The 23,370-nt window shown below is 72.6% G+C and carries 28 protein-coding genes and 1 tRNA gene; 22 read left to right on the forward strand and 7 right to left on the reverse strand.

Going from position 1 to position 23,370, the window contains the following annotated elements; translation table 11 throughout:
• The first annotated feature begins 12 nt into the window (after nt 1–12).
• The 6 genes from DAI17_RS01820 (at nt 13) to DAI17_RS01845 (ending at nt 4,014) form a co-directional block, all read left to right on the forward strand.
• Nucleotides 13–969, forward strand: a complete 957-nt coding sequence (locus tag DAI17_RS01820) for a Ppx/GppA phosphatase family protein (RefSeq protein WP_199904887.1) — start codon at nt 13–15, stop codon at nt 967–969.
• Nucleotides 970–976: 7 nt separating this feature from the next.
• Nucleotides 977–1,813 carry a uracil-DNA glycosylase gene (locus DAI17_RS01825; RefSeq protein WP_107771187.1) on the forward strand — a complete coding sequence of 279 codons (837 nt, stop codon included), beginning with the start codon at nt 977–979 and terminating at the stop codon, nt 1,811–1,813.
• A 15-nt stretch (nt 1,814–1,828) separates the two neighbouring features.
• On the forward strand, nt 1,829–2,356 hold the full coding sequence (locus DAI17_RS01830; RefSeq protein WP_234412077.1) for a glycine cleavage system protein R: 528 nt from the start codon (nt 1,829–1,831) through the stop codon (nt 2,354–2,356).
• Nucleotides 2,353–2,910: a peptide deformylase gene (gene def, locus DAI17_RS01835; protein ID WP_107771188.1), complete on the forward strand. Its 558-nt coding sequence runs from the start codon at nt 2,353–2,355 to the stop codon at nt 2,908–2,910. The genes DAI17_RS01830 and def overlap by 4 nt, the downstream gene beginning before the upstream one ends.
• A tRNA-Leu gene (locus DAI17_RS01840) sits at nt 2,910–2,986 on the forward strand. The genes def and DAI17_RS01840 overlap by 1 nt, the downstream gene beginning before the upstream one ends.
• Before the next feature lie 128 nt (nt 2,987–3,114).
• On the forward strand, nt 3,115–4,014 hold the full coding sequence (locus tag DAI17_RS01845) for a Bax inhibitor-1/YccA family protein (RefSeq protein ID WP_107771189.1): 900 nt from the start codon (nt 3,115–3,117) through the stop codon (nt 4,012–4,014).
• Nucleotides 4,015–4,033: 19 nt separating this feature from the next.
• On the opposite strand, the gene DAI17_RS01850 is transcribed toward DAI17_RS01845, so the two are convergent.
• Nucleotides 4,034–5,086 carry an SGNH/GDSL hydrolase family protein gene (locus DAI17_RS01850; protein ID WP_107771190.1) on the reverse strand — a complete coding sequence of 351 codons (1,053 nt, stop codon included), beginning with the start codon at nt 5,084–5,086 and terminating at the stop codon, nt 4,034–4,036.
• A 40-nt stretch (nt 5,087–5,126) separates the two neighbouring features.
• Between DAI17_RS01850 and DAI17_RS01855 the strand changes: the two genes are divergently transcribed.
• Both DAI17_RS01855 and DAI17_RS01860 read left to right on the forward strand, forming a co-directional pair.
• The gene (locus DAI17_RS01855; protein WP_107771191.1) at nt 5,127–6,533 is read left to right on the forward strand and encodes a cystathionine beta-synthase; all 1,407 of its coding nucleotides are present in this window, start codon (nt 5,127–5,129) and stop codon (nt 6,531–6,533) included.
• Between the two features lie 4 nt (nt 6,534–6,537).
• The gene (locus tag DAI17_RS01860; RefSeq protein WP_107771192.1) at nt 6,538–6,984 is read left to right on the forward strand and encodes a hypothetical protein; all 447 of its coding nucleotides are present in this window, start codon (nt 6,538–6,540) and stop codon (nt 6,982–6,984) included.
• Here DAI17_RS01860 and DAI17_RS01865 read toward each other — a convergent pair.
• The gene (locus DAI17_RS01865; protein ID WP_107771193.1) at nt 6,971–7,831 is read right to left on the reverse strand and encodes a cobalamin-binding protein; all 861 of its coding nucleotides are present in this window, start codon (nt 7,829–7,831) and stop codon (nt 6,971–6,973) included. The two genes, DAI17_RS01860 and DAI17_RS01865, sit on opposite strands and share 14 nt — an antisense overlap.
• 24 nt (nt 7,832–7,855) lie before the next feature.
• Between DAI17_RS01865 and DAI17_RS01870 the strand changes: the two genes are divergently transcribed.
• From DAI17_RS01870 to DAI17_RS01905, 8 genes are all read left to right on the forward strand, one after another.
• Complete coding sequence (locus DAI17_RS01870; RefSeq protein ID WP_234412082.1) at nt 7,856–8,632, forward strand: TSUP family transporter; 777 nt, start codon at nt 7,856–7,858, stop codon at nt 8,630–8,632.
• A gap of 35 nt (nt 8,633–8,667) precedes the next feature.
• Nucleotides 8,668–9,738 (forward strand): YihY/virulence factor BrkB family protein, encoded by a 1,071-nt coding sequence (locus DAI17_RS01875; protein ID WP_234412085.1) that lies wholly within the window; start codon nt 8,668–8,670, stop codon nt 9,736–9,738.
• Nucleotides 9,735–10,346 carry an IMPACT family protein gene (locus tag DAI17_RS01880; protein WP_107771194.1) on the forward strand — a complete coding sequence of 204 codons (612 nt, stop codon included), beginning with the start codon at nt 9,735–9,737 and terminating at the stop codon, nt 10,344–10,346. The genes DAI17_RS01875 and DAI17_RS01880 overlap by 4 nt, the downstream gene beginning before the upstream one ends.
• Nucleotides 10,347–10,570: 224 nt before the next feature.
• Entirely contained in the window at nt 10,571–11,530 is a 960-nt protein-coding gene (locus DAI17_RS01885; protein ID WP_107771195.1) for a TerC family protein, read from the forward strand.
• Between the two features lie 4 nt (nt 11,531–11,534).
• A complete protein-coding gene (locus tag DAI17_RS01890) occupies nt 11,535–11,726 on the forward strand; it encodes a hypothetical protein (protein ID WP_107771196.1) in 192 nt (63 codons plus the stop codon).
• 55 nt (nt 11,727–11,781) lie between these two features.
• Nucleotides 11,782–12,069: a helix-turn-helix transcriptional regulator gene (locus DAI17_RS01895; RefSeq protein WP_199904888.1), complete on the forward strand. Its 288-nt coding sequence runs from the start codon at nt 11,782–11,784 to the stop codon at nt 12,067–12,069.
• Nucleotides 12,070–12,202: 133 nt separating this feature from the next.
• Nucleotides 12,203–12,766: a hypothetical protein gene (locus DAI17_RS01900; RefSeq protein WP_107771198.1), complete on the forward strand. Its 564-nt coding sequence runs from the start codon at nt 12,203–12,205 to the stop codon at nt 12,764–12,766.
• A gap of 80 nt (nt 12,767–12,846) precedes the next feature.
• Nucleotides 12,847–13,569 carry a VOC family protein gene (locus DAI17_RS01905; protein ID WP_107771199.1) on the forward strand — a complete coding sequence of 241 codons (723 nt, stop codon included), beginning with the start codon at nt 12,847–12,849 and terminating at the stop codon, nt 13,567–13,569.
• Between the two features lie 288 nt (nt 13,570–13,857).
• Here the strand turns inward: DAI17_RS01905 and DAI17_RS01910 are convergent, their stop codons facing one another.
• Complete coding sequence (locus DAI17_RS01910) at nt 13,858–14,220, reverse strand: YchJ family protein (protein ID WP_107771200.1); 363 nt, start codon at nt 14,218–14,220, stop codon at nt 13,858–13,860.
• 54 nt (nt 14,221–14,274) lie between these two features.
• Here DAI17_RS01910 and DAI17_RS01915 point away from each other — a divergent pair, with 54 nt between their 5' ends.
• On the forward strand, nt 14,275–14,808 hold the full coding sequence (locus tag DAI17_RS01915; RefSeq protein ID WP_199904889.1) for a DinB family protein: 534 nt from the start codon (nt 14,275–14,277) through the stop codon (nt 14,806–14,808).
• Between the two features lie 28 nt (nt 14,809–14,836).
• Here the strand turns inward: DAI17_RS01915 and DAI17_RS01920 are convergent, their stop codons facing one another.
• On the reverse strand, nt 14,837–15,220 hold the full coding sequence (locus DAI17_RS01920; protein ID WP_107771201.1) for a VOC family protein: 384 nt from the start codon (nt 15,218–15,220) through the stop codon (nt 14,837–14,839).
• Between the two features lie 128 nt (nt 15,221–15,348).
• Here DAI17_RS01920 and DAI17_RS01925 point away from each other — a divergent pair, with 128 nt between their 5' ends.
• The gene (locus DAI17_RS01925; RefSeq protein ID WP_107771202.1) at nt 15,349–16,005 is read left to right on the forward strand and encodes a response regulator; all 657 of its coding nucleotides are present in this window, start codon (nt 15,349–15,351) and stop codon (nt 16,003–16,005) included.
• 109 nt (nt 16,006–16,114) lie between these two features.
• On the forward strand, nt 16,115–16,723 hold the full coding sequence (locus tag DAI17_RS01930; RefSeq protein ID WP_107771203.1) for a hypothetical protein: 609 nt from the start codon (nt 16,115–16,117) through the stop codon (nt 16,721–16,723).
• 74 nt (nt 16,724–16,797) lie between these two features.
• On the opposite strand, the gene DAI17_RS01935 is transcribed toward DAI17_RS01930, so the two are convergent.
• Both DAI17_RS01935 and DAI17_RS01940 read right to left on the reverse strand, forming a co-directional pair.
• Nucleotides 16,798–18,366: a GAF domain-containing sensor histidine kinase gene (locus tag DAI17_RS01935; RefSeq protein WP_199904890.1), complete on the reverse strand. Its 1,569-nt coding sequence runs from the start codon at nt 18,364–18,366 to the stop codon at nt 16,798–16,800.
• A gap of 46 nt (nt 18,367–18,412) precedes the next feature.
• Nucleotides 18,413–18,850: a pyridoxamine 5'-phosphate oxidase family protein gene (locus tag DAI17_RS01940; protein ID WP_159081300.1), complete on the reverse strand. Its 438-nt coding sequence runs from the start codon at nt 18,848–18,850 to the stop codon at nt 18,413–18,415.
• Nucleotides 18,851–19,003: 153 nt separating this feature from the next.
• On the opposite strand from DAI17_RS01940, the gene DAI17_RS01945 reads away from it, so the two are divergent.
• Genes DAI17_RS01945 through DAI17_RS01955 form a run of 3 tightly spaced genes read left to right on the forward strand, consistent with a single transcriptional unit; the run spans nt 19,004 to nt 22,933 of the window.
• The gene (locus tag DAI17_RS01945; RefSeq protein ID WP_234412086.1) at nt 19,004–20,416 is read left to right on the forward strand and encodes an ATP-binding protein; all 1,413 of its coding nucleotides are present in this window, start codon (nt 19,004–19,006) and stop codon (nt 20,414–20,416) included.
• Nucleotides 20,409–20,930, forward strand: a complete 522-nt coding sequence (locus DAI17_RS01950) for a GNAT family N-acetyltransferase (protein ID WP_107771206.1) — start codon at nt 20,409–20,411, stop codon at nt 20,928–20,930. Before DAI17_RS01945 ends, DAI17_RS01950 begins: the two co-directional genes overlap by 8 nt.
• Nucleotides 20,927–22,933 (forward strand): vWA domain-containing protein, encoded by a 2,007-nt coding sequence (locus DAI17_RS01955; RefSeq protein ID WP_107771207.1) that lies wholly within the window; start codon nt 20,927–20,929, stop codon nt 22,931–22,933. Before DAI17_RS01950 ends, DAI17_RS01955 begins: the two co-directional genes overlap by 4 nt.
• 12 nt (nt 22,934–22,945) lie before the next feature.
• Here DAI17_RS01955 and DAI17_RS01960 read toward each other — a convergent pair whose 3' ends face one another.
• Nucleotides 22,946–23,350, reverse strand: a complete 405-nt coding sequence (locus DAI17_RS01960) for a nuclear transport factor 2 family protein (protein ID WP_107771208.1) — start codon at nt 23,348–23,350, stop codon at nt 22,946–22,948.
• Between the last annotated feature and the right edge of the window lie 20 nt (nt 23,351–23,370).

The raw sequence follows: 23,370 nt of genomic DNA on the forward strand, positions 1-23,370 counted from the left end.
CACAATGACCGGGTGCCTGACGACTCGCCGACCGTGGCCGCCATCGACTGCGGGACCAACTCGATCAAGATCCTGGTCGGTCGGCCCCGCACCGGCGGGGGCGTCGACGTGCTGCTGCGCGACTCGCGCGTCGTACGCCTCGGACAGGGGGTCGACACGAGCGGCGAGCTGGGGCAGGAGGCGCTGGCCCGGACGTTCGCGGCCGTCGAGGAGCTCGCCGGGATGCTGCGGGAGCACGACGTGCCCGCGGGTCGCACCCGGTTCTGCGCCACCTCGGCCACCCGCGACGCACGCAACTCCGCCGTCTTCGTCGAGGGCGTCGAGGCTCGGCTCGGCGTGACCCCCGAGGTGCTGTCGGGCGCCGAGGAGGCGGCACTGGTCTATGCCGGCACCGTCGACGGCCTCGAGCCCAGGCCCGCCGAACCGGTGCTGGTCGTCGACATCGGCGGTGGGTCGACCGAGCTCGTCGTGGGCGAGGACGGCCCGCGGGAGTCGGTGTCGATGGACGTCGGGTCGGTGCGCCTGCACGAGCGGCACCTGCACTCCGACCCGCCCGCGGTCGAGCAGGTCACCGAGTGCGTGGCCGACGTCGTCCGGCACCTCGACGACTCGGGCATCGACGTCGCACGCGCCCGTACCGTGATGGGGACGTCCGGCACCGTCAAGACCATCGCGTGCGGCGTGCTGGGCCTGCCGGCCTACGACCGCGAGGCGTTCGACGGGGCCGAGCTGTCGGTCGAGGACACCCTCGCCTACTGCGACGACCTGGTCGCGATGAGCGTCGAGCAGCGCCGGGCGCTGCCCTACATGCACCCCGGGCGTGCGGACGTCATCGGGGCCGGTGCCCTGATCTGGACCGGCATCCTCGCCCGGACCTCGGTGCCGACCTACCTCGTCTCCGAGGCCGACCTCCTGCACGGCATCGCCGCGTCGATCCCGACCGCGGCCAGGCCGGCCGGCCGGGCCTGAGCGACGCATGGTCGTCGAGCTGCCGCACCCCCTCACCGGACAGGCGTTCCCCTCGCCCGTGCCGCCCGGCACCGGGTGGCCGGGCGACCCGGCCGCTCCCGGCACCCGGGTCGCGCGCTCGGCCGGCGGCGTACGACGCCTCGCCACGACCGCCGACCTCGACGAGCTCGACGCGCGGGTGAGCGTCTGCTCCGCCTGCCCGCGACTCGTGCGGTGGCGCGAGGACGTGGCGCGCGACAAGCGGGCGTCGTTCGCCGACCAGCCCTACTGGGGACGGCCCATCCCCGGCTGGGGCGACCCGCACGCGCGCATCGTGGTCGTCGGGCTGGCCCCGGCGGCCAACGGCGGCAACCGCACCGGCCGCGTCTTCACCGGCGACTCGAGCGGCGACTGGCTCTTCGCGAGCCTGCACCGGGTCGGCCTGGCCACGCAGCCCACCAGCGTCCACGCCGGCGACGGCCAGCGGCTGGTCGACACCCGCATGGTGGCCACCGTGCGCTGCGCCCCGCCGGACAACCGGCCGACGCCGGAGGAGCGCGACACCTGCGCCCCGTGGCTGCGCACCGAGCTGGCGCTGCTGGCGCCCCGCGTCCGCGTGCTGGTGGCGCTCGGTGCCTACGGCTGGGGCGGTGCCCTCACGGGGCTGGCCGCGACGGGCGTGGAGGTGCCGCGCCCCCGGCCCCGCTTCGGGCACGCGGCCGAGGTCCGGATCGGCGACCTCACGCTGCTCGGCAGCTACCACCCCTCGCAGCACAACACGTTCACCGGACGGCTCACCCCGGAGATGCTGGACGCGGTGTTCCGCCGGGCGCGGGAGCTGGCCGAGGGACCGGCCGGACGCTGACACGGCGCTGACACAATGTCCGCCGTGACCCTCCACGCCATCACCGTCCTCGGCCACGACCGCCCGGGGATCATCGCCGGCACGACCGGTCGGATCGCCGACCTGGGCCTCAACCTCGAGGACTCCACGATGACGCTGCTGCGGGGTCACTTCGCGATGACGCTGGTGTGCGCGGGCGACGCGGGCGCGGAGGAGATCGAGCGGGCGCTGGCGCCGCTCGCCGCCGACGGCACCCTCACCGTCACCGTGCGCGAGGTCCCCGACGAGCAGGCACCGGCGCCGGTCGGCACCCCGTGGGTGCTCACCGTGCACGGCGGGGACCGCCCTGGGATCGTGTCGGCGGTCATCGGCGAGATCGCCGGGGTCGGCGGCAACGTCACCGACCTGACCACCCGCCTGACCGGCGACCTCTACCTGCTGATCGCCGAGCTCGAGCTGCCGGCCGAGGTCGACGCCGACGCCCTGGAGGGCACTCTGCGGGCGGTGGCCGAGCAGCTCGGCGTCGGGGTCACCCTGCGTCCCGCGGAGTCCGACGAGCTGTGAGCACCCACTCCCTCGTGGCGGCCTGGACCGAGGCCGACCTCGACGTCGTCGGCCGCGTCCGTGACGTCGTACGCGCCCCCGACCGCGTGCTGGCGACCGACGGGGCCCGCGTCGACCCGACGGCGCCGGAGGTCGTGCAGCTCGCCGCCGACCTCGTCGCCACGATGCGCGTCTCGCCCGGCTGCGTGGGGCTCGCGGCGCCGCAGGTGGGGGAGTCGGCCAAGGTCTTCTGCGTGGACGTGTCGCAGCACCCCAAGGCCCGCGACCACCACGGCACGTTCGTGCTGTGCAACGCCGAGGTGGTGGAGGCGAGCCGCAACGAGAGGGCCCGCGAGGGCTGCATGAGCGTCCCCGACCTGACCGGGGACGTGAAGCGCCCGAGCCGCATCACGGTGCGCGGCCAGCTGCCCGGCAGCGGCGAGGAGGTGACGATCGAGGCCGGGGCCTTCGAGGCCCGCGCGCTCCAGCACGAGATCGACCACTGCGACGGCCTGCTGTTCCTCGACCGCGTGGCCGGCGCCCACGCGATCTACGCTCGCAAGACCTACCTGTAGCCCCGGTATCCCAATCGGCAGAGGAAGCCGCCTTAAAAGCGGCGCAGTCTGGGTTCGAGTCCCAGTCGGGGCACCACGCCGTACGACGCGCCACGCGCCCGCCGCTGCACCCACCTGCGGGAACACCGGCGCCGGTTCGCACGTTTGACGTGATGTCCACCTGAGTAAGGTGGGTGCAACCACAGCGGCCTCCAAGGAGAGACCATGAAGAGCAACAACCCTGTCTTTGCCCGGTCCGAGTCGTTCAACGGCACCGGCTCCAACGCGTACGGCAACCAGACCTACGCCGGCGGCGGCCAGTCCTACCCGGGCTACGGCCAGGCTCCGCAGTCCCCGTACGGCCAGACCGACCCGTCCCAGTGGGGCACCGGCACGGCCGGCCCCGAGGTCGACCAGGGCCGGATGACCGTCGACACCGTCGTGCAGAAGACCGCGATCTCGCTGTTCGTCGTGGTCCTCGCCGCGGCCATCACCTGGTTCTGGACCGGTGACTCGATCACCGAGTCCGGCGCGGCCGACTCCGACGCCATCGGCAAGCTCTACCTCGCCCTGATGGTGGGCTCGTTCGGCGCCTTCGCGCTGTCGATGGTCAACTCGTTCAAGCGGGTCATCAGCCCGGCGCTCGTCATCGCCTTCGCGGCCCTCGAGGGCGTCGCCCTGGGTGCGTTCTCGAAGTTCATCCCGATGGCCGCCGGTGTCAGCTACGACATCGTGATCCAGGCCGTCATCGGCACCTTCGCCGCCTTCGCGGGCACGCTGGCCGCCTACAAGTTCTTCAACATCCAGGTCAGCAACAAGTTCCGCACCTTCGTCGTCGCCGCGATGTTCGGCATGGTGGCGCTCGGCCTCCTCGAGATGGTGCTCAGCTTCTTCGGCAACCAGATCGGCTTCTTCGGCTTCAGCGGCATCGGTCTGCTGTTCGCCATCGGTGGCCTGGTGCTCGGTGTGTTCATGCTGATCCTCGACTTCGACTTCGTCGAGCAGGGTGTGGCCGCCGGCCTCCCCGAGCGCGAGTCCTGGCGTGCGGCGTTCGCGCTGACCGTCAGCCTCGTGTGGATCTACACCAACCTGCTGCGCATCCTCGCGATCTTCCAGCAGGACTGACCGCGGCCGGCCCGGCCGGCTACCGCGTCTCCGCGAGCCCCTCGTCCTCGGACGAGGGGCTCGTGCCGTCCTCGGACTCCTCCGGCGACTCGGTCTCCCCGCCCGGACGGCGGCGGCGGCGGCGCAGCTCGACCCAGCGGCCGCGCAGTCCGCGCTGCGAACCGGACACCTCGGTGCCGTCGAGCTCGGTGCCCGGGACGTTGACGGCCCGGGCGGCCGCCGCGGCCACGGGCATGACGCCCTCGCCGCGGAAGGCCTCGGGCAGCTCCTCGTCGGCCGGGCCCAGGCCCAGCGCGGCGAGCGTCGAGGGGATGAGGACGCCGGCCAGCTGGCGGTAGCCGTCGGCGCTCGGGTGGAACTGGTCGGGGCCGAAGAGCAGCGCGGGCGCGGCGGCGAACTCCGGTCCCAGGACCGAGCCCAGGGACACGGTGCGCCCGCCGGCCTCGACGACCGCGATCGTCTGCGCCGCGGCCAGCCGCCGCGACCAGGAGCGCGCCACCTGCTTCAGCGGGGGAGCGATGGGCTTGATGGTGCCCAGGTCGGGACACGTGCCGACCAGCACCTCCACGCCGGCGTCGCGCAGGCGGCGTACGCCCTCGGAGAGGTGCCGCACGGACTGGGACGGCGTGACGGTGTGGGTGACGTCGTTGGCGCCGATGAGGATGACCGCGACGTGCGGGGCGGTGGCCAGCGCGGCGTCGACCTGGCTGGCCAGGTCGCTGGACTGGGCGCCCACGACCGCATGCTCGCGCAGGTGGACCCGGCGGTTGGCCTGCGCCGCGACGGTGCTGCCCAGGTGCGCGCCGGGCGTGTCCTCGACGCGCTCGACGCCGTAGCCGGCGGCGCTGGAGTCGCCGAGCAGTGCGATCTTGATGGCCGGTCCCGGGCGGCCCCGGCCGTACCAGCCGGTGGCGTCGGGCGGCGGGTCCTCGGTGATGATGCCGATGGTCCTGCGCGCCAGCTTGGCCTCGGCGACCAGCACGCCGTACAGCCCCGCCCCGAGCACCGAGAGGCCACCACCGCCGAAGGCGGCGGCGGAGGCGAGCTTGCGAGCGGCGGCGGCGGTACCCACGACTTCATGTTACGGGCCGGTAGGTGGCTAGATTGGCCGAGTGAAGTACGTGAACTCCCTGCTCGACCTCATCGGCAACACACCGCTGGTGCGGCTCGACCGTTCCCTCGACCTCCCCACCACTGCCGACGGGTCCCCGCGAACCGGGCCGCTCGTCCTGGCGAAGGTGGAGTACCTCAACCCCGGCGGGTCCGTGAAGGACCGCATCGCCACGCGCATGATCGAGGCTGCCGAGGCCTCGGGCGAGCTCCAGCCGGGCGGCACGATCGTCGAGCCGACCTCCGGCAACACCGGTGTCGGCCTGGCGATGGTGGCCCAGCAGAAGGGCTACAAGTGCATCTTCGTGTGCCCCGACAAGGTCAGCGAGGACAAGCGCAACGTCCTCAAGGCGTACGGCGCCGAGGTCGTGGTCTGCCCGACCGCGGTCGCGCCGGAGCACCCGGACTCCTACTACAACGTCTCGGACCGGCTCGCCTCCCAGCCCGGCGCGTGGAAGCCCGACCAGTACTCCAACCCGCACAACCCGCGCTCCCACTACGAGACCACCGGTCCGGAGGTCTGGGAGCAGACGGACGGGAAGATCACGCACTTCGTGGCGGGCGTCGGCACCGGCGGCACCATCAGCGGCATCGGCCGCTACCTCAAGGAGAAGAACCCCGACGTCCAGGTCATCGGCGCCGACCCGGCCGGGTCGGTCTACTCCGGCGGCTCCGGACGCCCTTACCTCGTCGAGGGCGTGGGCGAGGACTTCTGGCCCGAGACCTACGACAAGACGGTCGCCGACCGCATCATCGAGGTCTCCGACGCCGACTCCTTCGCCTTCACCCGGCGCCTGGCGCGCGAGGAGGCCATGCTGGTCGGCGGTTCCTCCGGCATGGCGGCCTTCGCCGCCCGCCAGCTCGCCCACGAGCTCGCCGCCGAGGGTCGCGACGACGCGGTCATCGTGGTGCTGCTGCCCGACTCGGGTCGTGGCTACCTGACCAAGGTCTTCAACGACGCCTGGCTGGGCCAGTACGGCTTCGCCACCGAGACCGACAGCGACTCGCGCACCGTCGGCGAGGTGCTGCGCGGCAAGTCCGGGCAGCTGCCCGACCTCGTGCACACGCACCCCTCGGAGACGATCGCGGAGGCCGTCCACATCCTCCAGGAGTACGGCGTCTCGCAGATGCCGGTCGTCCGCGCCGAGCCGCCGATCGTGGCCGCCGAGGTGGCCGGCTCCGTCTCCGAGCGTGCGCTGCTCGACGCGCTCTTCGCCGGCACGGCCAAGCTGACCGACCCCGTCGAGGACCACATGTCGGCGCCGCTGCCCTCCATCGGCTCCACCTCGCCGGCGCGCGAGGCGGTGCACCTGCTGGAGAAGGCCGACGCCGCGCTCGTCCACGAGGACGGCAAGCCGGTCGGGGTGCTCACCCGGCAGGACCTGCTCGCCTTCCTGGCGAAGGGCTGAGCCGATGAGGTCCACACGCTCCACGGGCACCCGTCTGCGCGCTGCCGCCCTGCTCGCGCTCGTCCCCGCCCTCGCGCTCGGCGCCTGTGGCGGCGAGGAGGAGACCGACCCCCGGGCCCCGCTCACCGTCGAGGTCGGCGAGGAGTTCACCTGGGACGGCTGGACGGTCCCGGCCGGCTGGGAGTACGACACGATCACCGAGCAGGTGGCGATGGAGGAGCAGGAGCACCCGCTCGTGCGCGCCAGGGTCGTCAACGAGGACGACGAGGCACGGTCGGCCCTGCTCGAGTTCGTCTTCGTCGCCGAGGGCGACGCGCTCGCCACGGTCAAGTGCAACTCCACCAGCGAGCTGGGCCCCGACGAGGAGGGCGACCTGTTCTGCCCCGGCTTCGGCCAGCCGGTGCCGGAGGGCTACGACCAGGTCGTGGTGCAGCCGGTCACCCGGTCGTAGCGACGCGTCCCAGCACGTCGGCCAGCTCCTCGATCCCGTCGATGAGCCGGGTGCCCGGCCGCGCCCACGAGGCGTTGGCGTCGACCGCGTGCACGGGGACGCCGTCAGGCAGGACGCCCGAGGCGACGAGCTCGTCGGCCAGCGCTTGCGCCCCGTCGCGGTCGTAGCCGCACGGCGCCACGACGACCACGTCGGGACGCGCGTCGCGGACGTCGTCCCACGTCACCCGGACGCTCTTCTCGCCCGCGGTCCCCAGCACCGGGTCGCCGCCGGCGAGGTCGACCATCTCGGGGATCCAGTGGCCGGGCGCGAACGGCGGGTCGGTCCACTCCAGGAGCGCCACGCGGGGGCGTGGGCGGGTGCCCACGCGTCGTACGACGTCGGCGAGGCGCCGGTGGGTGTCCTCGACGAGGGCGTCGGCCTCGACCTCGCGACCGGTGGCCCGTCCGAGGACGCGGATCGACTCCAGCACCTCGGCCAGCGTGTGCGGGTCGATGGTGAGCACCTCGGCGGTGCAGCCGAGGTGGGCGAGCGCGTCGTCCACCACCGACACGTCGACGGCACAGACCGCGCACAGGTCCTGGGTGACGACCAGGTCGGCGTCCAGCCCGGACAGGGCGCCCTCGTCGAGGTGGTAGAGGTCGTCACCACGCTGCATCGCGGCGGCCACGAAGTCGTCGATCTCCCGGGGTGACAGCCCCTCCGGCATCGCGCTGGTGGAGACGATGGTGCGGCTGCGAGCCTCCGCCGGGTGGTCGCACTCGAAGGTCACGCCGACGACGTCGTCACCGGCCCCGATGGCGAAGAGGATCTCGGTGGTGGACGGGAGCAGGGAGACGATGCGCACGTCGCCCAGCCTAGGGTTGGCGCCGTGGAGCTGACGACGGAGACCGTGCTGCTCCTGATGCTCGCGGCGCTCGCGGCCGGCTTCGTGGACGCGGTCGTCGGCGGCGGTGGCCTCATCCAGCTGCCCGCCCTGCTCATCGGCCTCCCCGGGGCGTCCGTCGTGCAGGTGGCGGCGACCAACAAGCTGGCGTCCTTCTGCGGGACCTCGATCAGCGCGGCGACGTACTTCCGGCGCGTGCGGCCGGACCCGCGCACCTTCGGCCCGCTGATGGCCGCGGCGTTCACCGGCTCCCTGGGTGGGGCCTTCGTCGCCTCGATGCTCCCGCGCAGCGCGTTCGACCCGATCATCCTGGTGGTGATGGTCCTGGTGGGGGCCTACGTGTGGTTCAAGCCATCGGTCGGGACCCTGACCAACCTGCGCTTCAGCGGCGGGACGCACCTGTGGGCCGTCGCCGTCACGGGCCTCGCCGTCGGGTTCTACGACGGCGCCATCGGTCCGGGCACGGGCTCGTTCTTCGTCTTCGCGCTGGTCGGGCTGCTCGGCTACAACTTCCTCGAGGCCTCCGCCAAGGCCAAGCTGGCCAACTGGGCCACCAACCTGGCCGCGCTCGTGGTCTTCGTGCCGATGGGCGCGGTGATGTGGAAGCTCGGCCTGCTCATGGCCGCCGCCAACATCGTGGGCGGGTACGCCGGCGCCCGCGTCGCCGTGGCGCGGGGCGCCCGGTTCGTGCGGATCTTCTTCCTCGTCGTGGTGGCCGCGTTCGTGGTCCGCCTCGGTGGGGGCCTGCTCGGCGTCTGGTGAGCGGATCGCGACGCTCCCCCCGGTAGCGTGCAGCCGTGAGCGTGGTGGAGCGGATCGACGGGTTCCAGCGGCGGCACCCCGTCGTGGGGTTCCCGCTCGCCGTCGTCTACAAGTTCTTCGACGACCAGGGCAACTACCTGGCCGCGATGCTGACCTACTACGCCTTCGTCGCGATCTTCCCGCTGATGCTTCTCGGCACCTCGATCCTCGGCTTCGTCCTCGGTGCCCGGCCGGAGTGGCAGGAGGAGATCCTCGACTCCGCGCTTGCACAGTTCCCGATCATCGGCGACCAGCTCGGGCGTCCGGAGGGCCTGCGCGGTTCGGCCGCCGGCGTCGCGTTCGGAACCCTCGCCGCGCTGTACGGCGCGCTGGGGCTCGCCCAGTCCCTGCAGAACGCGATGCATGTCGCCTGGTCGGTGCCGCGCAACGCGCGGCCCAACCCGTTCTACGCCCGGCTCAAGAGCCTGATCCTCCTGGTCACCGCCGGCGCCGCGCTGCTCGGCATCTCGGTGCTGTCGACGGTGGCGAGCACGACCACGACGTTCTTCGAGCAGGGGGAGCGCTGGCTGCTCACCCTGGCGAGCGTGCTGGTCACCGGCATCGCGCTGACCGCCCTGTTCCGCTTCGCCGCCACCGGCCAGCACAGCTTGCGGCGGGCCGCACCGGGCGGCTTCTCCCTGGCCGTCATGTGGCAGCTGCTCCAGCTCGGCGGCGCGCTGTACGTCGCCGAGGTGCTGGTCGGCACGTCGGCGATGACCAAGACCTTCGGACTCGTGCTCGGCCTCGTCGGCTTCCTGTTCATCGGCGCGGTGATGGCGGTGCTGGCCATGGAGATCAACGTGGTGCTCGCCCGGCGGCTCTACCCCCGAGCGCTCCTGACTCCGTTCACCGACTCGGTGGAGCTGACGGCGGCCGACCGGCGCGCCTACGCGGCGTACGCCCGCATGCAGCGCCACAAGGGCTTCGAGCGGGTGTCGGTCTCGTGGGAGGAGTCCACGCCCGAGGACGAGGCCGAGCCCGAGGACCCGCCCGAGCCCGAGACTCAGCCGCGGACGGAGCCCGAGCCGGGTCCTGCCCCGCACCGCGCGCCCGACCCGGCACCGTGACGTCCTACCTCACCATCGGCCGCGACGCCTCCGCCGAGGTCGAGGTCAGGCGCTCGCGCTTCCTGTGCGTGCTCCGGCACGTGGAGGACGAGGCCGCGGCGCGCGCCGTGGTCGCGGAGCAGCGGGCGGCCCACCACGACGCACGCCACCACTGCTCGGCGTTCGTGCTCGGACCGCGCTCGGAGGTCGAGCGCTCCAGCGACGACGGCGAGCCGGCCGGCACCGCGGGTGCCCCGATGCTGGAGGTGCTGCGCGGGGCCGGGGTCTCCGACGTGGTCGCCGTCGTGACCCGCTGGTTCGGCGGCACGCTGCTCGGGGCCGGCGGTCTCGTGCGGGCGTACGGCGACGCCGTGCGCGCCGCCCTCGCCGAGGCGGGCACACGGCGTCGCGTCCTGGTCACCGAGCTCGCCCTGGTCGTGGGGCACGCCGACGCCGGCCGCGTGGAGGGAGAGCTGCGGGCGCGGGGAGTGACCGTCCTCGGCGTCGAGCACGGCGCGTCGGTGCGGCTGCTGCTGGGCGCCACCGACCCGGCCGTGCTCGCCGCCCAGGTCGCTGCGGTGACGGCAGGCACCGGCGTGCTGGACGAGGCCGGCGAGCGCTGGGTCTGACCGGGTGCGAGGAACCGGGATCGATTCGGGATGCGCCTTGAATTACGAAGTTCACTTCGTGAATAATGGGACGCACGAGGGGAGTACCCACCTCGGTGCCACCGTCAGTCCGGCCGGCCCTGCCCGGCCCGGTGCGCCGCCCGCGCGGGCGAGCGAGAGCTCGTCGGCACGGGGGAGAGACCTCCGACCCGCCCGGCGTCGCCGGGCTCCTCGGAGGTGCACACATGGACGTCCCCTTCTGGGCGTGGGCCGCGGTCCTCGCCGTCATCGTGGTGATGCTCGCCGTCGACCTGTTCGCGCACCGGACGGCCCACGTCGTCTCGGTGCGGGAGGCCGCCCTCTGGTCGGCCCTCTGGGTCGGCCTCGGACTGGGCTTCGGGGCCGTGGTCTGGTGGGCCTACGGGCCGCAGGCCGGCGGCGAGTACTACGCCGGCTACCTGATCGAGAAGTCGCTGGCCGTCGACAACGTCTTCGTCTTCGCGCTGATCTTCACCTACTTCGCGGTGCCGCGTGAGTACCAGCACCGGGTGCTGTTCTACGGCGTCCTCGGCGCGCTGGTGTTCCGGGCGATCTTCATCGCCGGCGGTGCGGTGCTGATCGAGAACTTCGCCTGGATCCTCTACGTCTTCGGCGCGTTCCTCGTCTACACCGGGTGGAAGATGTTCCGCCACCGCGACGACCAGCTCGACCCGTCGCGCAACCCGGTGCTGCGCTGGGTGAAGAAGCGGGTGCCCTCGACCGAGGAGTACCACGGCCAGAAGTTCTGGGTCCGCCGCGCCGGCCGGTGGGTGGCCACCCCGCTGTTCTTCGTGCTGGTGATGGTGGAGACGACCGACATCATCTTCGCGGTCGACTCCATCCCGGCGATCTTCGCCGTCACCCAGGAGCCGTTCCTCGTCTTCACGAGCAACGCGTTCGCCATCCTGGGCCTGCGTGCCATGTACTTCCTGCTCGCCGACCTGATGCACCGCTTCGTCTTCCTCAAGGCCGGCCTCGCGGTGATCCTCGTGTTCGTCGGCATCAAGATGCTCCTGCTCGACGTCTGGAAGGTGCCGATCTGGCTCTCCCTGACCGTCATCGCCGCGAGCATCGCCGTCGCGGTGGCGGCCAGCCTCCGCGCCACCCGCGAGCGGCCGGCGACCACGGAGACCGACCCTCGCCTCGACCCGATCGACCGGAGGTGACCCCGTGATCGTCGACCTGATCCTCGCCCTGACCCTCGCTGTCTGGCTCGGCCTCTGGCTGCTGCGCGACCACGGTCGTCTCGGACCGTGTCGGAGCAGCACCCGGCGGCGAATGGCCCGCCACCTCGCCGTACGGCGGACCGGCGGCGGGCCGGCCGCCGGGCGGGACGCCGGACCCGGCGCCCTGCTCACCTGAGAGGCGGTCTCGGCTCACGCGACGTACGAAACGCCGATCGCGTATCGTGCTTCGCGTGAGCCGGGCGGAGTGGACCTTCCTGTCCAACCACGGACACGTGCTGGTCTCGCTGGCCCGCGACCCCGACGCCCGGACGCGCGACGTGGCCGAGGTCGTCGGCATCACCGAGCGGGCGGTGCAGCAGATCGTGCGCGACCTCGTCGACCAGGGCTACGTGCGCAAGGAGAAGGTGGGCCGTCGCAACCGGTACGCGGTGGACCGCGGGGCCCACTTCCGCCACAGCCTGGAGGCCGGCCTCACCATCGGTGAGTTCCTGGACCTCGTGGTCCGGGACGCCTCCTGACGCGTCTCCCGGGCCGGTGTCCGGGCGTCCCGCTGGGGAGGTCGAGCGACCGTCGTCCATTGCGGCGGCGCTGGTGCCCTTGTCTGACGTCTGTAACGGTGTAATTATGTAATGAACGCAAAGGAGAAGCATGATGAACACCAAGAACAGTCGAGGCGAGGGTCGCGGCCGCCGGGGCGGCTGGCAGGTCGCGGACCTGCCGGACGCCGACGACGCCGCGGACTGGTTCACGGGCCGGTTGCCCGATGGCTGGTTCGACGACGTGGAGGTGAGCGTCGACCGCGAGGAGATCGTGGTGATCGGCACCCTCCACGACGACCGGACCGCCGAGGACGTCCCGTCGGGTGCCGAGGCCGAGGGCCGGATCGGTCGCTTCCGCTCCGAGACGCGCGAACGGCGCATCGAGATCGCGCTGGAGGCGGAGAGTCGCTACCAGCGCAAGGTGTCCTGGGGCGCGCGCCTCGGTGACACGACGGCCCTCTTCACCCACGTGGCAGCGCCGGTGATGACCCGGCTGCGCCAGCCCGAGAGGCAGGTGCTGGACACGCTCGTCGACGCGGGTGTCGCCCGCTCGCGCTCGGACGCGCTGGCCTGGTCGGTCCGGCTCGTCGGCGAGCACGCCGAGGAGTGGCTGGGCCAGCTCCGCGACGCGATGGCCGAGGTGGACAAGCTGCGGGGTGAGGGCCCGACGCTGTGATCGCCGGACGGGCGGCCGCCGGGTGACCTCCGGGGACCCGACGGGTGCCCACCCGGCGCTGGAGTGCCTAGGCTCGGCACGTGTTCTGGTTGAGCGCCTTCATCGACGTTCCCGGCGACGCCTTCGAGGAGTCCGTCGCCTTCTGGTCCGCCGTCACCGGCTGGCCGCCCTCGGACCGACGCGGCGTGGACGGGGAGTTCCTGACCCTGGTGCCTCCCGACGACGCCGACGACCACCTGCGCATGCAGCGGATCGGTGACGGCGAGCCCCGCGTCCACCTCGACGTGCACGTGCCGGACCCCCGGGCGGCCGCCGCACGCGCCTCCGCGCTCGGAGCGACCGAGGTGGCCGACCCCGGCCACGTCGTCATGCGGTCGCCCGGCGGGCTCACCTTCTGCCTGGTCACGCACCCGGCCTCGCGGCCGGCGCCGCCGTCACGGTGGGCGGACCTCTCGACGAGCCTGGTCGACCAGGTGTGCCTCGACGTGCCGCGCGCGACCTACGACCTCGAGACCGGGTTCTGGCAGCAGTTGCTCGGCTGGGACCGGACGGGGTCGTCCTTCGCCGAGTTCGAGCGGCTGGTGCGGCCCGAGGGCCAGGCCCTGCGGCTGCTGCTCCAGCGCCTGGACGACGAGGACGGCCCCGCCCGTGCGCACCTCGACGTCGCCTGCAGCTCGCGTGACCGGGAGGTCGTGCGGCACGCCTCGCTCGGCGCGCGGGTGGTGGACGAGCGGGACGCCTGGACCGTGCTCGCCGACCCCGCAGGGATGCGCTACTGCCTCACCGACCGCGCCCCGGGGTAGGCGAGGCCCAGCTGCGCCCGTGCGCAGGTATGGCGGGTGGGTCACCGTGTCGGTCGCCCACGTGCGCAGGAGTGCGGTCTGCTGAGCACGCGGGTCGTGCAGGTGCGCGACAGGGGAGCAGGTCGGATCGATCGTGCGGTTGCGCAGGTGCCTCGCCCTCGGTGTGAGGGGACCGCGAGAGCTGCGCACGCGCGCAACCCAGGCCCCCGGCCGCGCCCCATACCTGCGCACGCGCGCATCCCGGGCCCCCGGCCGGGCCGCATACCTGCGCACGCGCGCGAGAACCCGTCAGTCCACCGCGGACACGTAGACCCAGCGACCACCGCGCCGCTCGAAGACGCTGCGCTCGTGCAGGACCCCCGGGCCCGCCGAGGTCTCGTAGTGCGCCCGGAACTCGACCTCGTCACCCGTCGCGTCGAGCACCTCGAGCCGGGTCCACGTCAGCCGTGGGTCGGGCGACAGGTCGTCAGGACGGGTGCGCGGGTGCCAGGTGCGGAAGACGTGGTCGACGTCGCCGAGCGCGTACGCCGCGAAGCGGGACCGCATCAGCTGCTCGGGCGTGGCGGCCTGCGCGGTGCCGCGGTGCAGCGGCCCGCAGCACGCGTCGTACGCCTCACCGGAGCAGCAGGGACAGGGGCGGACCAGCGACACGGGGCGAGCCTAGTCCGGGTGCCGGTCCGACGCTGCGCCGCTAGCGTGACCGTCGTGTCCAGCTATCCACGCAACCCCGCCTTCGCCGCCGACGAGACCTCCATGCTGCGCGCGTGGATCGACTACTACCGCGACACCATCCGCGCCCAGACCGCCGGCCTCGGCGCGGACCAGCTCGCCACGCGGATCCCGGACCACCCCGCGGTGATGACCCTGGGCGGGATGCTCAAGCACCTCGCCTTCGTCGAGCAGTGGTGGTTCAGCATCGCGCTCCACGACCGGCCGCCCGCGGGGATCTGGGCGGACGTCGACTGGGAGGCCGACGAGGACTGGGACTGGAGCTCGGCGCGGCACGACACGCCCGAGGAGCTCCGCCGGCTCTTCGACGAGGAGGTGGCGCGGTCGGACGCCGCGCTGGACGAGGCGCTGGCCGACGGCGGGCTGGACCAGCCCGCACGACGCCCGCGCGGCGACGGCGAGCACGCCACGCTGCGCTGGGTCCTGGTGCACCTGGTCGAGGAGTACGCCCGGCACGCCGGGCACGCCGACCTCATCCGGGAGTCGGTGGACGGCGCCGTCGACCTGTGACCCGGCGCCGTCCCGGGGCCTGACCGGCTCAGGCCTGCTGGTGCAGGCAGATCACGTTGCCGTCGGGGTCCTTGAACCAGGCCGCCCTCTCGCTGCCCATCTCGGCGACGTGGTCGACGGTCTTGAGGTCGGGCAGGTCGTAGTCCTCGAAGACCACGCCGCGTCCCTCGAGGTCACGGATCTCCCCGGTCACGTCGTCGACCTCGAAGCTCATGGCGGTGCTCTCGGAGGGCGTGCTGCCGGGGCGGGGGAGCAGCACCAGCTGGGCGTCGCCGCCGAGCTCGAACATGGCGCTGCCCTCGTCGTTGAGGTCGATGAACGTGAGTCCGAGCGACTCGCTGTAGAACTGCCGGGCGCGGTCGACGTCGTTGACCGGGAGCATCAACGCGACCCCGCTGTGTGCGAGCGACATGGTGCGCCTCCTTCGTTGCCACCATCGTGCGCTCCGCCCCGGACCGGCACCATGACTCGACAGGGCCAACCACCGGGGCCACGCCGAATGCACCCGGCGGACCCCACGCGGCGCGCTGATCTGCTGGAATGTCCTCCGTGAGCGACAGCATCCGCGTGTACCTTCTCGACGACCACGACGTCGTACGGGAGGGCCTGCGGTTCCTCCTGGAGCGGCAGGACGACATCGAGGTGATCGGCGACTCCGCGTCGGCGGTCGAGGCCACGGCGCGCATCCCCGCGCTGCGACCCGACGTCGCCGTCCTCGACGCCCGCCTGCCCGACGGCTCCGGGATCGAGGTGTGCCGGGCCGTCCGCGCCGTGGACCCGACCATCCGCGCCCTGATCCTCACGTCGTACGACGACGACGAGGCGTTGTTCGCCGCGATCATGGCGGGGGCGTCGGGCTACGTCCTCAAGGAGATCCGGAGCAGCGACCTGGTCACCGCGATCAGGCAGGTGGCCGCCGGCAACTCGCTCATCGACCCCACCCTGACCGCCCGGGTGCTGGAGCGGGTGCGCAACGGTCCGGCAACCGCGCCCGAGCTCGCCGAGCTCACCGAGCAGGAGCTCAAGCTGCTCGGCCTGATCGCCGAGGGACTCACCAACCGGCAGATCGGGGAGCGGATGTTCCTGGCCGAGAAGACGGTCAAGAACTATGTGTCCAGCATCCTGGCCAAGCTCGGCCTCGAGCGGCGCACGCAGGCCGCGGTGCTCGCGTCCAAGCTCCTGGGTCCCGGGACCTAGGGGACCTTCGGCCAGGCGGCGGGGACCTCGTCCCCTGCCCCGTGGGAGGCCGTGACGACGAGAGTGGAGGTGCAAGGAAGACCGGCACCACTACTCGAGAGGAATCGTCATGGCCGTCATCCATCGTCACCACCACCTCACCAGTGAGGGCGTCACCACCTCGGAGACCAGGGAGACGGGCATCGGCCTCGACCGCGCCATCGCCGCCCTCCGGATCGCCTTCGGTGTCACCTTCCTCTGGGCCTTCCTCGACAAGACCTTCGCGCTCGGCTTCAGCACCGGCGCCCAGTACGCCGAGGACGGTTCCCGCACTGGCATCGACTTCATGGCCCAGGACGCCGCCTGGCTCAACGGTGGCAGCCCGACCGAGGGGTTCCTGACCTTCGGGGTCCCCGCGGACAACCCGTTCAAGGACATGTGGACCAACATGGCCGGACAGGCCTGGGTCGACTGGCTGTTCATGATCGGCCTCCTCGGGATCGGCGTGACCCTCCTCCTCGGAGTGGGCATGCGGATCGGCACCGCGGCCGGCGCGCTGATGTACGCGTTCATGTACCTCGCCGTGCTTCCGCTGGAGAACAACCCGGTCGTCGACGACCACCTGATCGGCGTCATCGCGATGGCGGTGCTCTACTTCGCCGCAGCGGGTGCGACCTGGGGCCTCGGCCGCCAGTGGCGCAAGACCTCGCTGGTCAAGAAGTACCCCGTCCTCCAGTGACCTGACCGGCACCACGAGAACACCACCTACGGCCCGCCCGGCCCCCACCGGGCGGGTCTCTTCGTGCGTGCGCGTCAGCCGAGCGGGACCCGCCAGACGAGCGTCGTACCGCGCGGCGAGCCCGAGCCCAGCTCGAGCGTGCCGCCCAGGTCGGCGGCGCGACGACGGGCGTTGCGCAGCCCGCTCTCGGTGCGGTCGGGAGGCAGGCCGCTGCCGTCGTCGGAGACGGTCAGGACCAGCTCCTGGGCGCTCACCCGCACGTCGACCTCGGCGCTCTGGGCCAGCGCGTGCCGGGCGACGTTGGAGATCGCCTCGCGCAGCACGGGCAGGAGCTGCTCGGCGACGGCGGCGGGCACGGCGGTGTCCAGCGGACCGGTGGTGCGCACGAGCGGGCTGTAGCCGAGCACCGGGACGTACTCCCGCACGAGGTTGCGGATCTCGGCGCGCAGCGAGGACTGCTGCTTGTCCTGGAGCTCGAAGATCGTGCCGCGGATCGCCTTGATCGTGTCGTCGAGGGAGGAGACCGCCTCGTCGAGACGGCGCGCCACCTCCGGGGACGGGGCGATCGCGGCCACGCCCTGGAGCTGGAGGCCGGAGGCGAAGAGCCGCTGGATCACCACGTCGTGCAGGTCCCGGGCGATGCGCTCCCGGTCCGAGATCAGCGCGAGCTGCTGGCGGTCCGCGACCGCCTGGCCACGGTCGAGGGACAGCGCGGCCTGGTCGGCGAAGGTCGCCAGCATCTCCCGCTCGCTGGCCTCGTGCAACGGCGACGAGCGGTCGAAGAGGGCCGCGAGCGCCGACACCGGGGCGAGGTGGGCGCGGACCGGGATGACGACGGCGTCGTGGCCGTCCACGCGCATCAGCTGCGGGGGCGCCATGCCGTCGAGCTCGACGGCCTCGCGCACGTGCCGCGACAGTGTCCGGACGAGGTGGTGGTCGCCGTCGTCCGCCGCGACCGTGTCGCCGTCGGGGGACTCGGACGAGAGCAGCACGGTCGCCCGGGCCCCCGAGACGTCCCGGGCCGTGTGCACGATCTTGGTCAGGGCGCCCTCGAGGTGGACGGGAGGCTGGAGCTCGTCGCCGATCTCCGCGCTCGCCTCGAGCCATCGCCGACGCCGCTCGCTGAGGCCGTAGGCCCGGGCGTTGTCGATCACCAGCCCGGCCGTGCGGGCCAGGGCCTCCACGAGCTGCTCGTCCTCCTCGGAGAACTGCCGCCCGCCGCGCTTCTCGGTCAGGTAGAGGTTGCCGAAGACCGTGCCGCGGATGCGCACCGGCATGCCCAGGAACGACGTCATCGGCGGGTGGTTGGGCGGGAAGCCGACCGACCGAGGGTGGGCCGACAGGTCCTCGAGGCGCAGCCCCGACGGGTCCTGGATGATCACGCCCAGGATTCCCTCGCCGTGCGGGAGCTCGCCGATCAGCGCCCGGGTCTGGTCGTCGATCCCGGTGGTGATGAACTCGACCAGCCGGCCGTCGGACCCGAGCACGCCGAGGGCGCCGTACTGCGCGTCGGTCAGCTCGGTCGCGGCGCTGACGATGCGGGTCAGCACGCTGGTGAGGTCGAGGTCGCTCGCGATCGCGGTGACTGCGTCGAGCAGGGCCTGGGCAGGACCGGTCAGGGCGGGGTGGCCGGAAGTCGTCACCCGTCCAGTCTGTCGTGGACCCCCGCCCAGGTCACGCAACGACGCCTCACAGGACGCGTCGGACCGGCATCGTCGCCTCGAGGTCCCAGCCATCGCCGAGACGACGCCCGGTCACCTCGGTCAGCGGGATCCGGAGGTAGAGCGATCGCCGACCGGCGGCCCACGGTCGGGGGAGGACGCGGACCAGGGTGCGGAGCTCGCCGGGGTCCTCCACGGGCTCGGCGCGGCCACGCACCACCACGCTCCAGCCGCGCTGCCGGGCGTGCTCGAAGTGGTCCACCTCGAAGGCGAGCAGGCTGTCGCGGCCGTAGGTGCCCAAGAGGCTGTACGGCGTCGTGCAGACGACGACGGACCCCTCGCTGACCGAGTAGTTCAACGGCACGATGTGCGGTCCGGTCGGGGCGGCGATCGCCACGCGACCGACCACGCCTCGTCGCAACAGCGTCTCGCACTCGCTGCGGCTCAGCTCCCTCAGCTCGCTCATGGCACACCTCCGATGCTCGTCCACCGCGACGTCGGCCCCCGGTCGTCGACTCCCATCGTTGCCGCGCGGGGGACCGGCCAGCAGGGGCATAGGTCCCGACCCCGCGGTCCGTTGCTCACTCTGAGGCTTGTGGGCGGGTCTAGCGTGGACGGGGTGACCGAGACTCCCACGCACGACCAGCTGACCACCCAGCTGCCGACCACGGTCGGCGAGCTGCGCGCCTCCGGACACCGGTTCAAGACCCTGCGCCACGAGCTGCGCGACAACCTGCTCGCCCGCCTGCGCGACGGCGTCGACCCGTGGCCGGGCCTGCACGGCTTCGAGGACACGGTGATTCCCCAGCTCGAGCGGGCCCTGCTCGCCGGCCACGACGTCGTGCTGCTCGGCGAGCGCGGGCAGGGCAAGACCCGGCTGCTGCGCACCCTGGTGGGCCTGCTCGACGAGTGGTCGCCGGTGATCTCCGGCTCCGAGCTCGGGGAGCACCCCTACGAGCCCATCACTGTGCAGAGCCGGCAGGCCGCGGCGACGTACGGCGACGACCTGCGCATCTCCTGGCGGCACCGCGACGAGCGCTACGCCGAGAAGCTGGCGACGCCGGACACCTCCGTCGCCGACCTCATCGGCGACGTCGACCCGATGAAGGTCGCCGAGGGCCGGTCGCTGGGCGACCCGGAGACGATCCACTTCGGGCTCATCCCGCGCAGCCACCGCGGCATCGTGGCCATCAACGAGCTGCCCGACCTGGCCGAGCGGATCCAGGTCGCGATGCTCAACGTGATGGAGGAGCGCGACATCCAGGTCCGCGGCTACGTGCTCCGGCTGCCGCTGGACGTGCTGGTGGTGGCGAGCGCCAACCCCGAGGACTACACCAACCGCGGGCGCATCATCACCCCGCTCAAGGACCGATTCGGCGCCGAGATCCGCACCCACTACCCGGCCGAGCTCGAGGCCGAGGTCCGGGTCATCCGGCAGGAGGCCACGCTCCAGGCACACGTGCCCGACCACGTCGTGGAGATCCTGGCCCGCTTCACCCGGCACCTGCGCGAGTCCGGCAGCGTCGACCAGCGCTCGGGGGTGAGCGCCCGCTTCGCCATCGCCGGCGCCGAGACGATCGCCGCGTCCGCGCTGCACCGGGCCACGGTCCAGGGGGAGGAGCGGCCGGTGGCCCGCATCGTCGACCTCGAGACCGCCGTCGAGGTGCTCGGCGGCAAGGTCGAGTTCGAGACCGGTGAGGAGGGCCGGGAGTCCGAGATCCTCACCCACCTGCTGCGCACCGCGGTCGCCGAGACGGTCCGCCAGCACCTGCGCGGCATCGACCTGGCCCTGCTGGTGGAGGCGATCGAGGCCGGCTCGATGGTCACCACGGGCGAGCAGGTGTCCGCCCGTGACTTCCTGGCCGGGCTGCCCGTCCTCGGCGAGTCCGACCTCTACGACCAGGTCACCGACCGGCTCGGTGCGACCGACGACGGCGAGCGCGCCGCCGCGATCGAGCTCGCCCTCGAGGGCCTCTACCTCGCCCGCAAGGTCGGCAAGGAGTCCGGTGGTCGGGAGACCGTGTATGGCTGAGGCCGGTGCGATCACCCTGCGGCCCGGGACGCTCGACGACATCCCGGCGTTCGTCGCGCTCGGCCGCGCCGTCGTGCCCCCGACCTACGGTCCGATCGACGCGGACTACGCCCAGCGGATGATCGACGAGTGGTGGACGCCCGCGGTGTTCACGACGTCGCTGCAGCGCAACACCCACCTCGTCGCCGAGGCCGACGGGGAGGTCGTCGCGCTGGCCAACCTCGGTCGGCTGTCGCAGTCCTACCGCGACTTCCCGCACGTCACGGGCGACCGCGAGGTGATGTGGAAGCTCTACGTCCACCCCGCCCACCACGGGCGCGGCATCGGCAGCCGGCTGCTGGCGGAGGTCGAGTCGCGGGTCGAGGGCGACGAGCTGTGGCTGGAGGTCGTCGACGGCAACCGGCAGGCCTACGACTTCTACCGCGCCCGCGGCTTCAGCGAGGTCGAGCGGGTCTCCGACGGCCGTTACCCGGACGACGTCTGGATGCGCAAGGACCTCGGGGGGCAGCCGTGAGCCGCTACCGCCGGTACGCCGGGGGCGACCCGCTGGCGCCCCCGGTCGACCTCGCCGAGGCCCTGGACCACATCGGCCAGGACGTGATGGCCGGCTACTCGCCCGAGCGGGCGATGCGGGAGTTCCTGCGCCGGGGCGGCGAGGGGCAGCGCGGCCTCGACGACCTGGCCCGACGGGTCGCCGAGCGCCGTCGCGACATCCTGCGTCGCCACGACCTCGACGGCACCATGCAGCAGGTGCGCGAGCTGCTCGACAAGGCGGTGCTCGCCGAGCGCGGCCAGCTCGCCCGCGACGTGACGATGGACGACGACGACCGCGCCTTCCGCGAGATGCAGCTGGACCAGCTGCCGGCCTCGACGGCGGCCGCGGTGAGCGAGCTGGCGTCGTACGACTGGCGCAGCGGCGAGGCCCGCGAGGCCTACGAGGAGATCAAGGACCTGCTCGGCAGGGAGCTGCTCGACCAGCGGTTCGCCGGCATGAAGCAGGCGCTCGAGGGCGCGACCGACGAGGACCGGGCGGCCGTCAACGAGATGCTCGGCGACCTCAACGAGCTGCTGGAGAAGCACGCGCGGGGTGAGGACACCGAGCAGGACTTCCGCGACTTCATGGACAAGCACGGGGACTTCTTTCCCGAGGACCCGCAGGACATCGACGAGCTGCTCGACTCCCTCGCCCAGCGCGCCGCTGCGGCGCAGCGGATGCTCAACTCGATGACGCCCGAGCAGCGGGCCGAGCTGATGGAGCTCTCGCAGCAGGCCTTCGGGTCGCCGGAGCTGATGGAGCAGCTGGCCCGGATGGACGCCAACCTCCAGGCGCTGCGCCCCGGCGAGGACTGGAGCGGCTCCGAGCGCTTCGAGGGCGAGCAGGGCCTCGGCCTCGGCGACGGCACCGGCGCGCTGCAGGACCTCGCCGAGCTCGACGCGCTGTCGGACCAGCTCTCCCAGTCCTACGGCGGCGCGCGGATGGACGACGTCGACCTCGACGCGCTCGCCCGCCAGCTCGGGGACGAGGCCGCGGTCGACGCACGGACGCTCGCCGAGCTCGAGCGGGCGCTGCGGGACTCCGGCTACCTCCAGCGCGGCTCCGACGGCGAGCTGCGGCTCTCGCCCCGTGCGATGCGGCAGCTCGGCAAGGCGCTCCTGCGCGACGTCGCCACCCGGATGAGCGGGCGGCAGGGCCAACGCGAGACGCGGCACGCGGGTGCCGCCGGCGACCTGTCGGGCGCCACCCGGGCGTGGGAGTTCGGCGACACCGAGCCGTGGGACGTCACGCGCACCGTCACCAACGCGATCGTGCGGACCACTGGTGAGGGCGGCCCGGCGCTGCCCGTCCGGCTGCGCATCGACGACGTGGAGGTCCAGGAGACCGAGGCCCGCACCCAGGCGGCGGTCGCGCTGCTGGTGGACACGTCCTTCTCCATGGCCATGGACGGTCGCTGGGTGCCGATGAAGCGCACGGCACTCGCGCTGCACCAGCTCATCAGCTCGCGGTTCCGTGGCGACGCCCTCCAGCTGATCGCCTTCGGGCGGCACGCGCAGGTGATGGAGATCGAGCAGCTGACGGCGCTGGACGCGCAGTGGGACAAGGGGACCAACCTGCACCACGGGCTGCTGCTCGCCAACCGCCACTTCCGCAAGCACCCCAGCGCCCAACCGGTGCTCCTCGTCGTCACCGACGGCGAGCCGACGGCCCATCTCGAGGCGGACGGCGAGGTGTTCTTCGACTACCCGCCGCACCCGGTGACCATCGCCAACGCCGTCCGCGAGCTCGACAACGCCCAGCGGCTGGGCGCGCAGACGACGTTCTTCCGGCTGGGCGAGGACCCGGGGCTCGCGCGCTTCATCGAGTCGATGGCCCGGCGCGTCGACGGCAAGGTGGTCAGCCCCGAGCTCGACGACCTCGGGGCGGCGGTCGTGGGGTCCTACCTCGGCTCGCGGGCGTCGTACCGCGACCACTTCGGCGACTGGATGGGCGGCGGCCGCGGCTTCTGGGTGGGCGACTGAGCCGGCCGGCGCTCAGTCGGCGCCGGCCTCGAGCATCCTCATCAGCTCGGCACCCATGTGCTCGATGACCACCTGGAGGGCCTTCGCCGGACGGACCATGACCGTGAAGTCGGTGATGAGGCCGTCCTCGCCCCACGTGATCAGGTCGACCCCGTGCACGTCGAGGCCACCGACCTCGGTGCGGAACTGGAGCACGGCGCTGTCCTCGCCGAGCCACTCGCGCTCGTAGGCGAGGTGCGGCCCGAGGACGGTGAACGCGGCAGTCAGGTAGCCGACGACCGTGTCCCGTCCCTCCTGTGGTGTGTGCACCGCCGGGCTGCGGAAGACCGCGTCCTCGGCGACGAGCGCGCGGAGTCCCGCTGTGTCACGGCTCCGGACCACGGCGTGCCAACGAGCGAGTGCGGTGGAGGAGTCCATGCGGCATCGTGGCACGTCCT

It is taken from the genome of Nocardioides sediminis (assembly GCF_003047295.1).
GTDB classification, from domain to species: Bacteria; Actinomycetota; Actinomycetes; order Propionibacteriales; family Nocardioidaceae; genus Nocardioides; species Nocardioides sediminis.

What these genes read in the sequence shown, in the direction of transcription:
- DAI17_RS01860 (WP_107771192.1), top strand. Translation starts at nt 6,538, where the DNA reads ATGAGGTCCACACGCTCCACGGGCACCCGTCTGCGCGCTGCCGCCCTG.
- DAI17_RS01845 (WP_107771189.1), top strand. Translation starts at nt 3,115, where the DNA reads ATGAAGAGCAACAACCCTGTCTTTGCCCGGTCCGAGTCGTTCAACGGC.
- DAI17_RS01960 (WP_107771208.1), bottom strand. Translation starts at nt 23,350, where the DNA reads ATGGACTCCTCCACCGCACTCGCTCGTTGGCACGCCGTGGTCCGGAGC.
- DAI17_RS01920 (WP_107771201.1), bottom strand. Translation starts at nt 15,220, where the DNA reads ATGTCGCTCGCACACAGCGGGGTCGCGTTGATGCTCCCGGTCAACGAC.
- DAI17_RS01940 (WP_159081300.1), bottom strand. Translation starts at nt 18,850, where the DNA reads ATGAGCGAGCTGAGGGAGCTGAGCCGCAGCGAGTGCGAGACGCTGTTG.
- DAI17_RS01925 (WP_107771202.1), top strand. Translation starts at nt 15,349, where the DNA reads ATGTCCTCCGTGAGCGACAGCATCCGCGTGTACCTTCTCGACGACCAC.
- DAI17_RS01825 (WP_107771187.1), top strand. Translation starts at nt 977, where the DNA reads ATGGTCGTCGAGCTGCCGCACCCCCTCACCGGACAGGCGTTCCCCTCG.
- DAI17_RS01830 (WP_234412077.1), top strand. Translation starts at nt 1,829, where the DNA reads ATGTCCGCCGTGACCCTCCACGCCATCACCGTCCTCGGCCACGACCGC.
- DAI17_RS01900 (WP_107771198.1), top strand. Translation starts at nt 12,203, where the DNA reads ATGAACACCAAGAACAGTCGAGGCGAGGGTCGCGGCCGCCGGGGCGGC.
- DAI17_RS01885 (WP_107771195.1), top strand. Translation starts at nt 10,571, where the DNA reads ATGGACGTCCCCTTCTGGGCGTGGGCCGCGGTCCTCGCCGTCATCGTG.
- DAI17_RS01930 (WP_107771203.1), top strand. Translation starts at nt 16,115, where the DNA reads ATGGCCGTCATCCATCGTCACCACCACCTCACCAGTGAGGGCGTCACC.
- DAI17_RS01950 (WP_107771206.1), top strand. Translation starts at nt 20,409, where the DNA reads ATGGCTGAGGCCGGTGCGATCACCCTGCGGCCCGGGACGCTCGACGAC.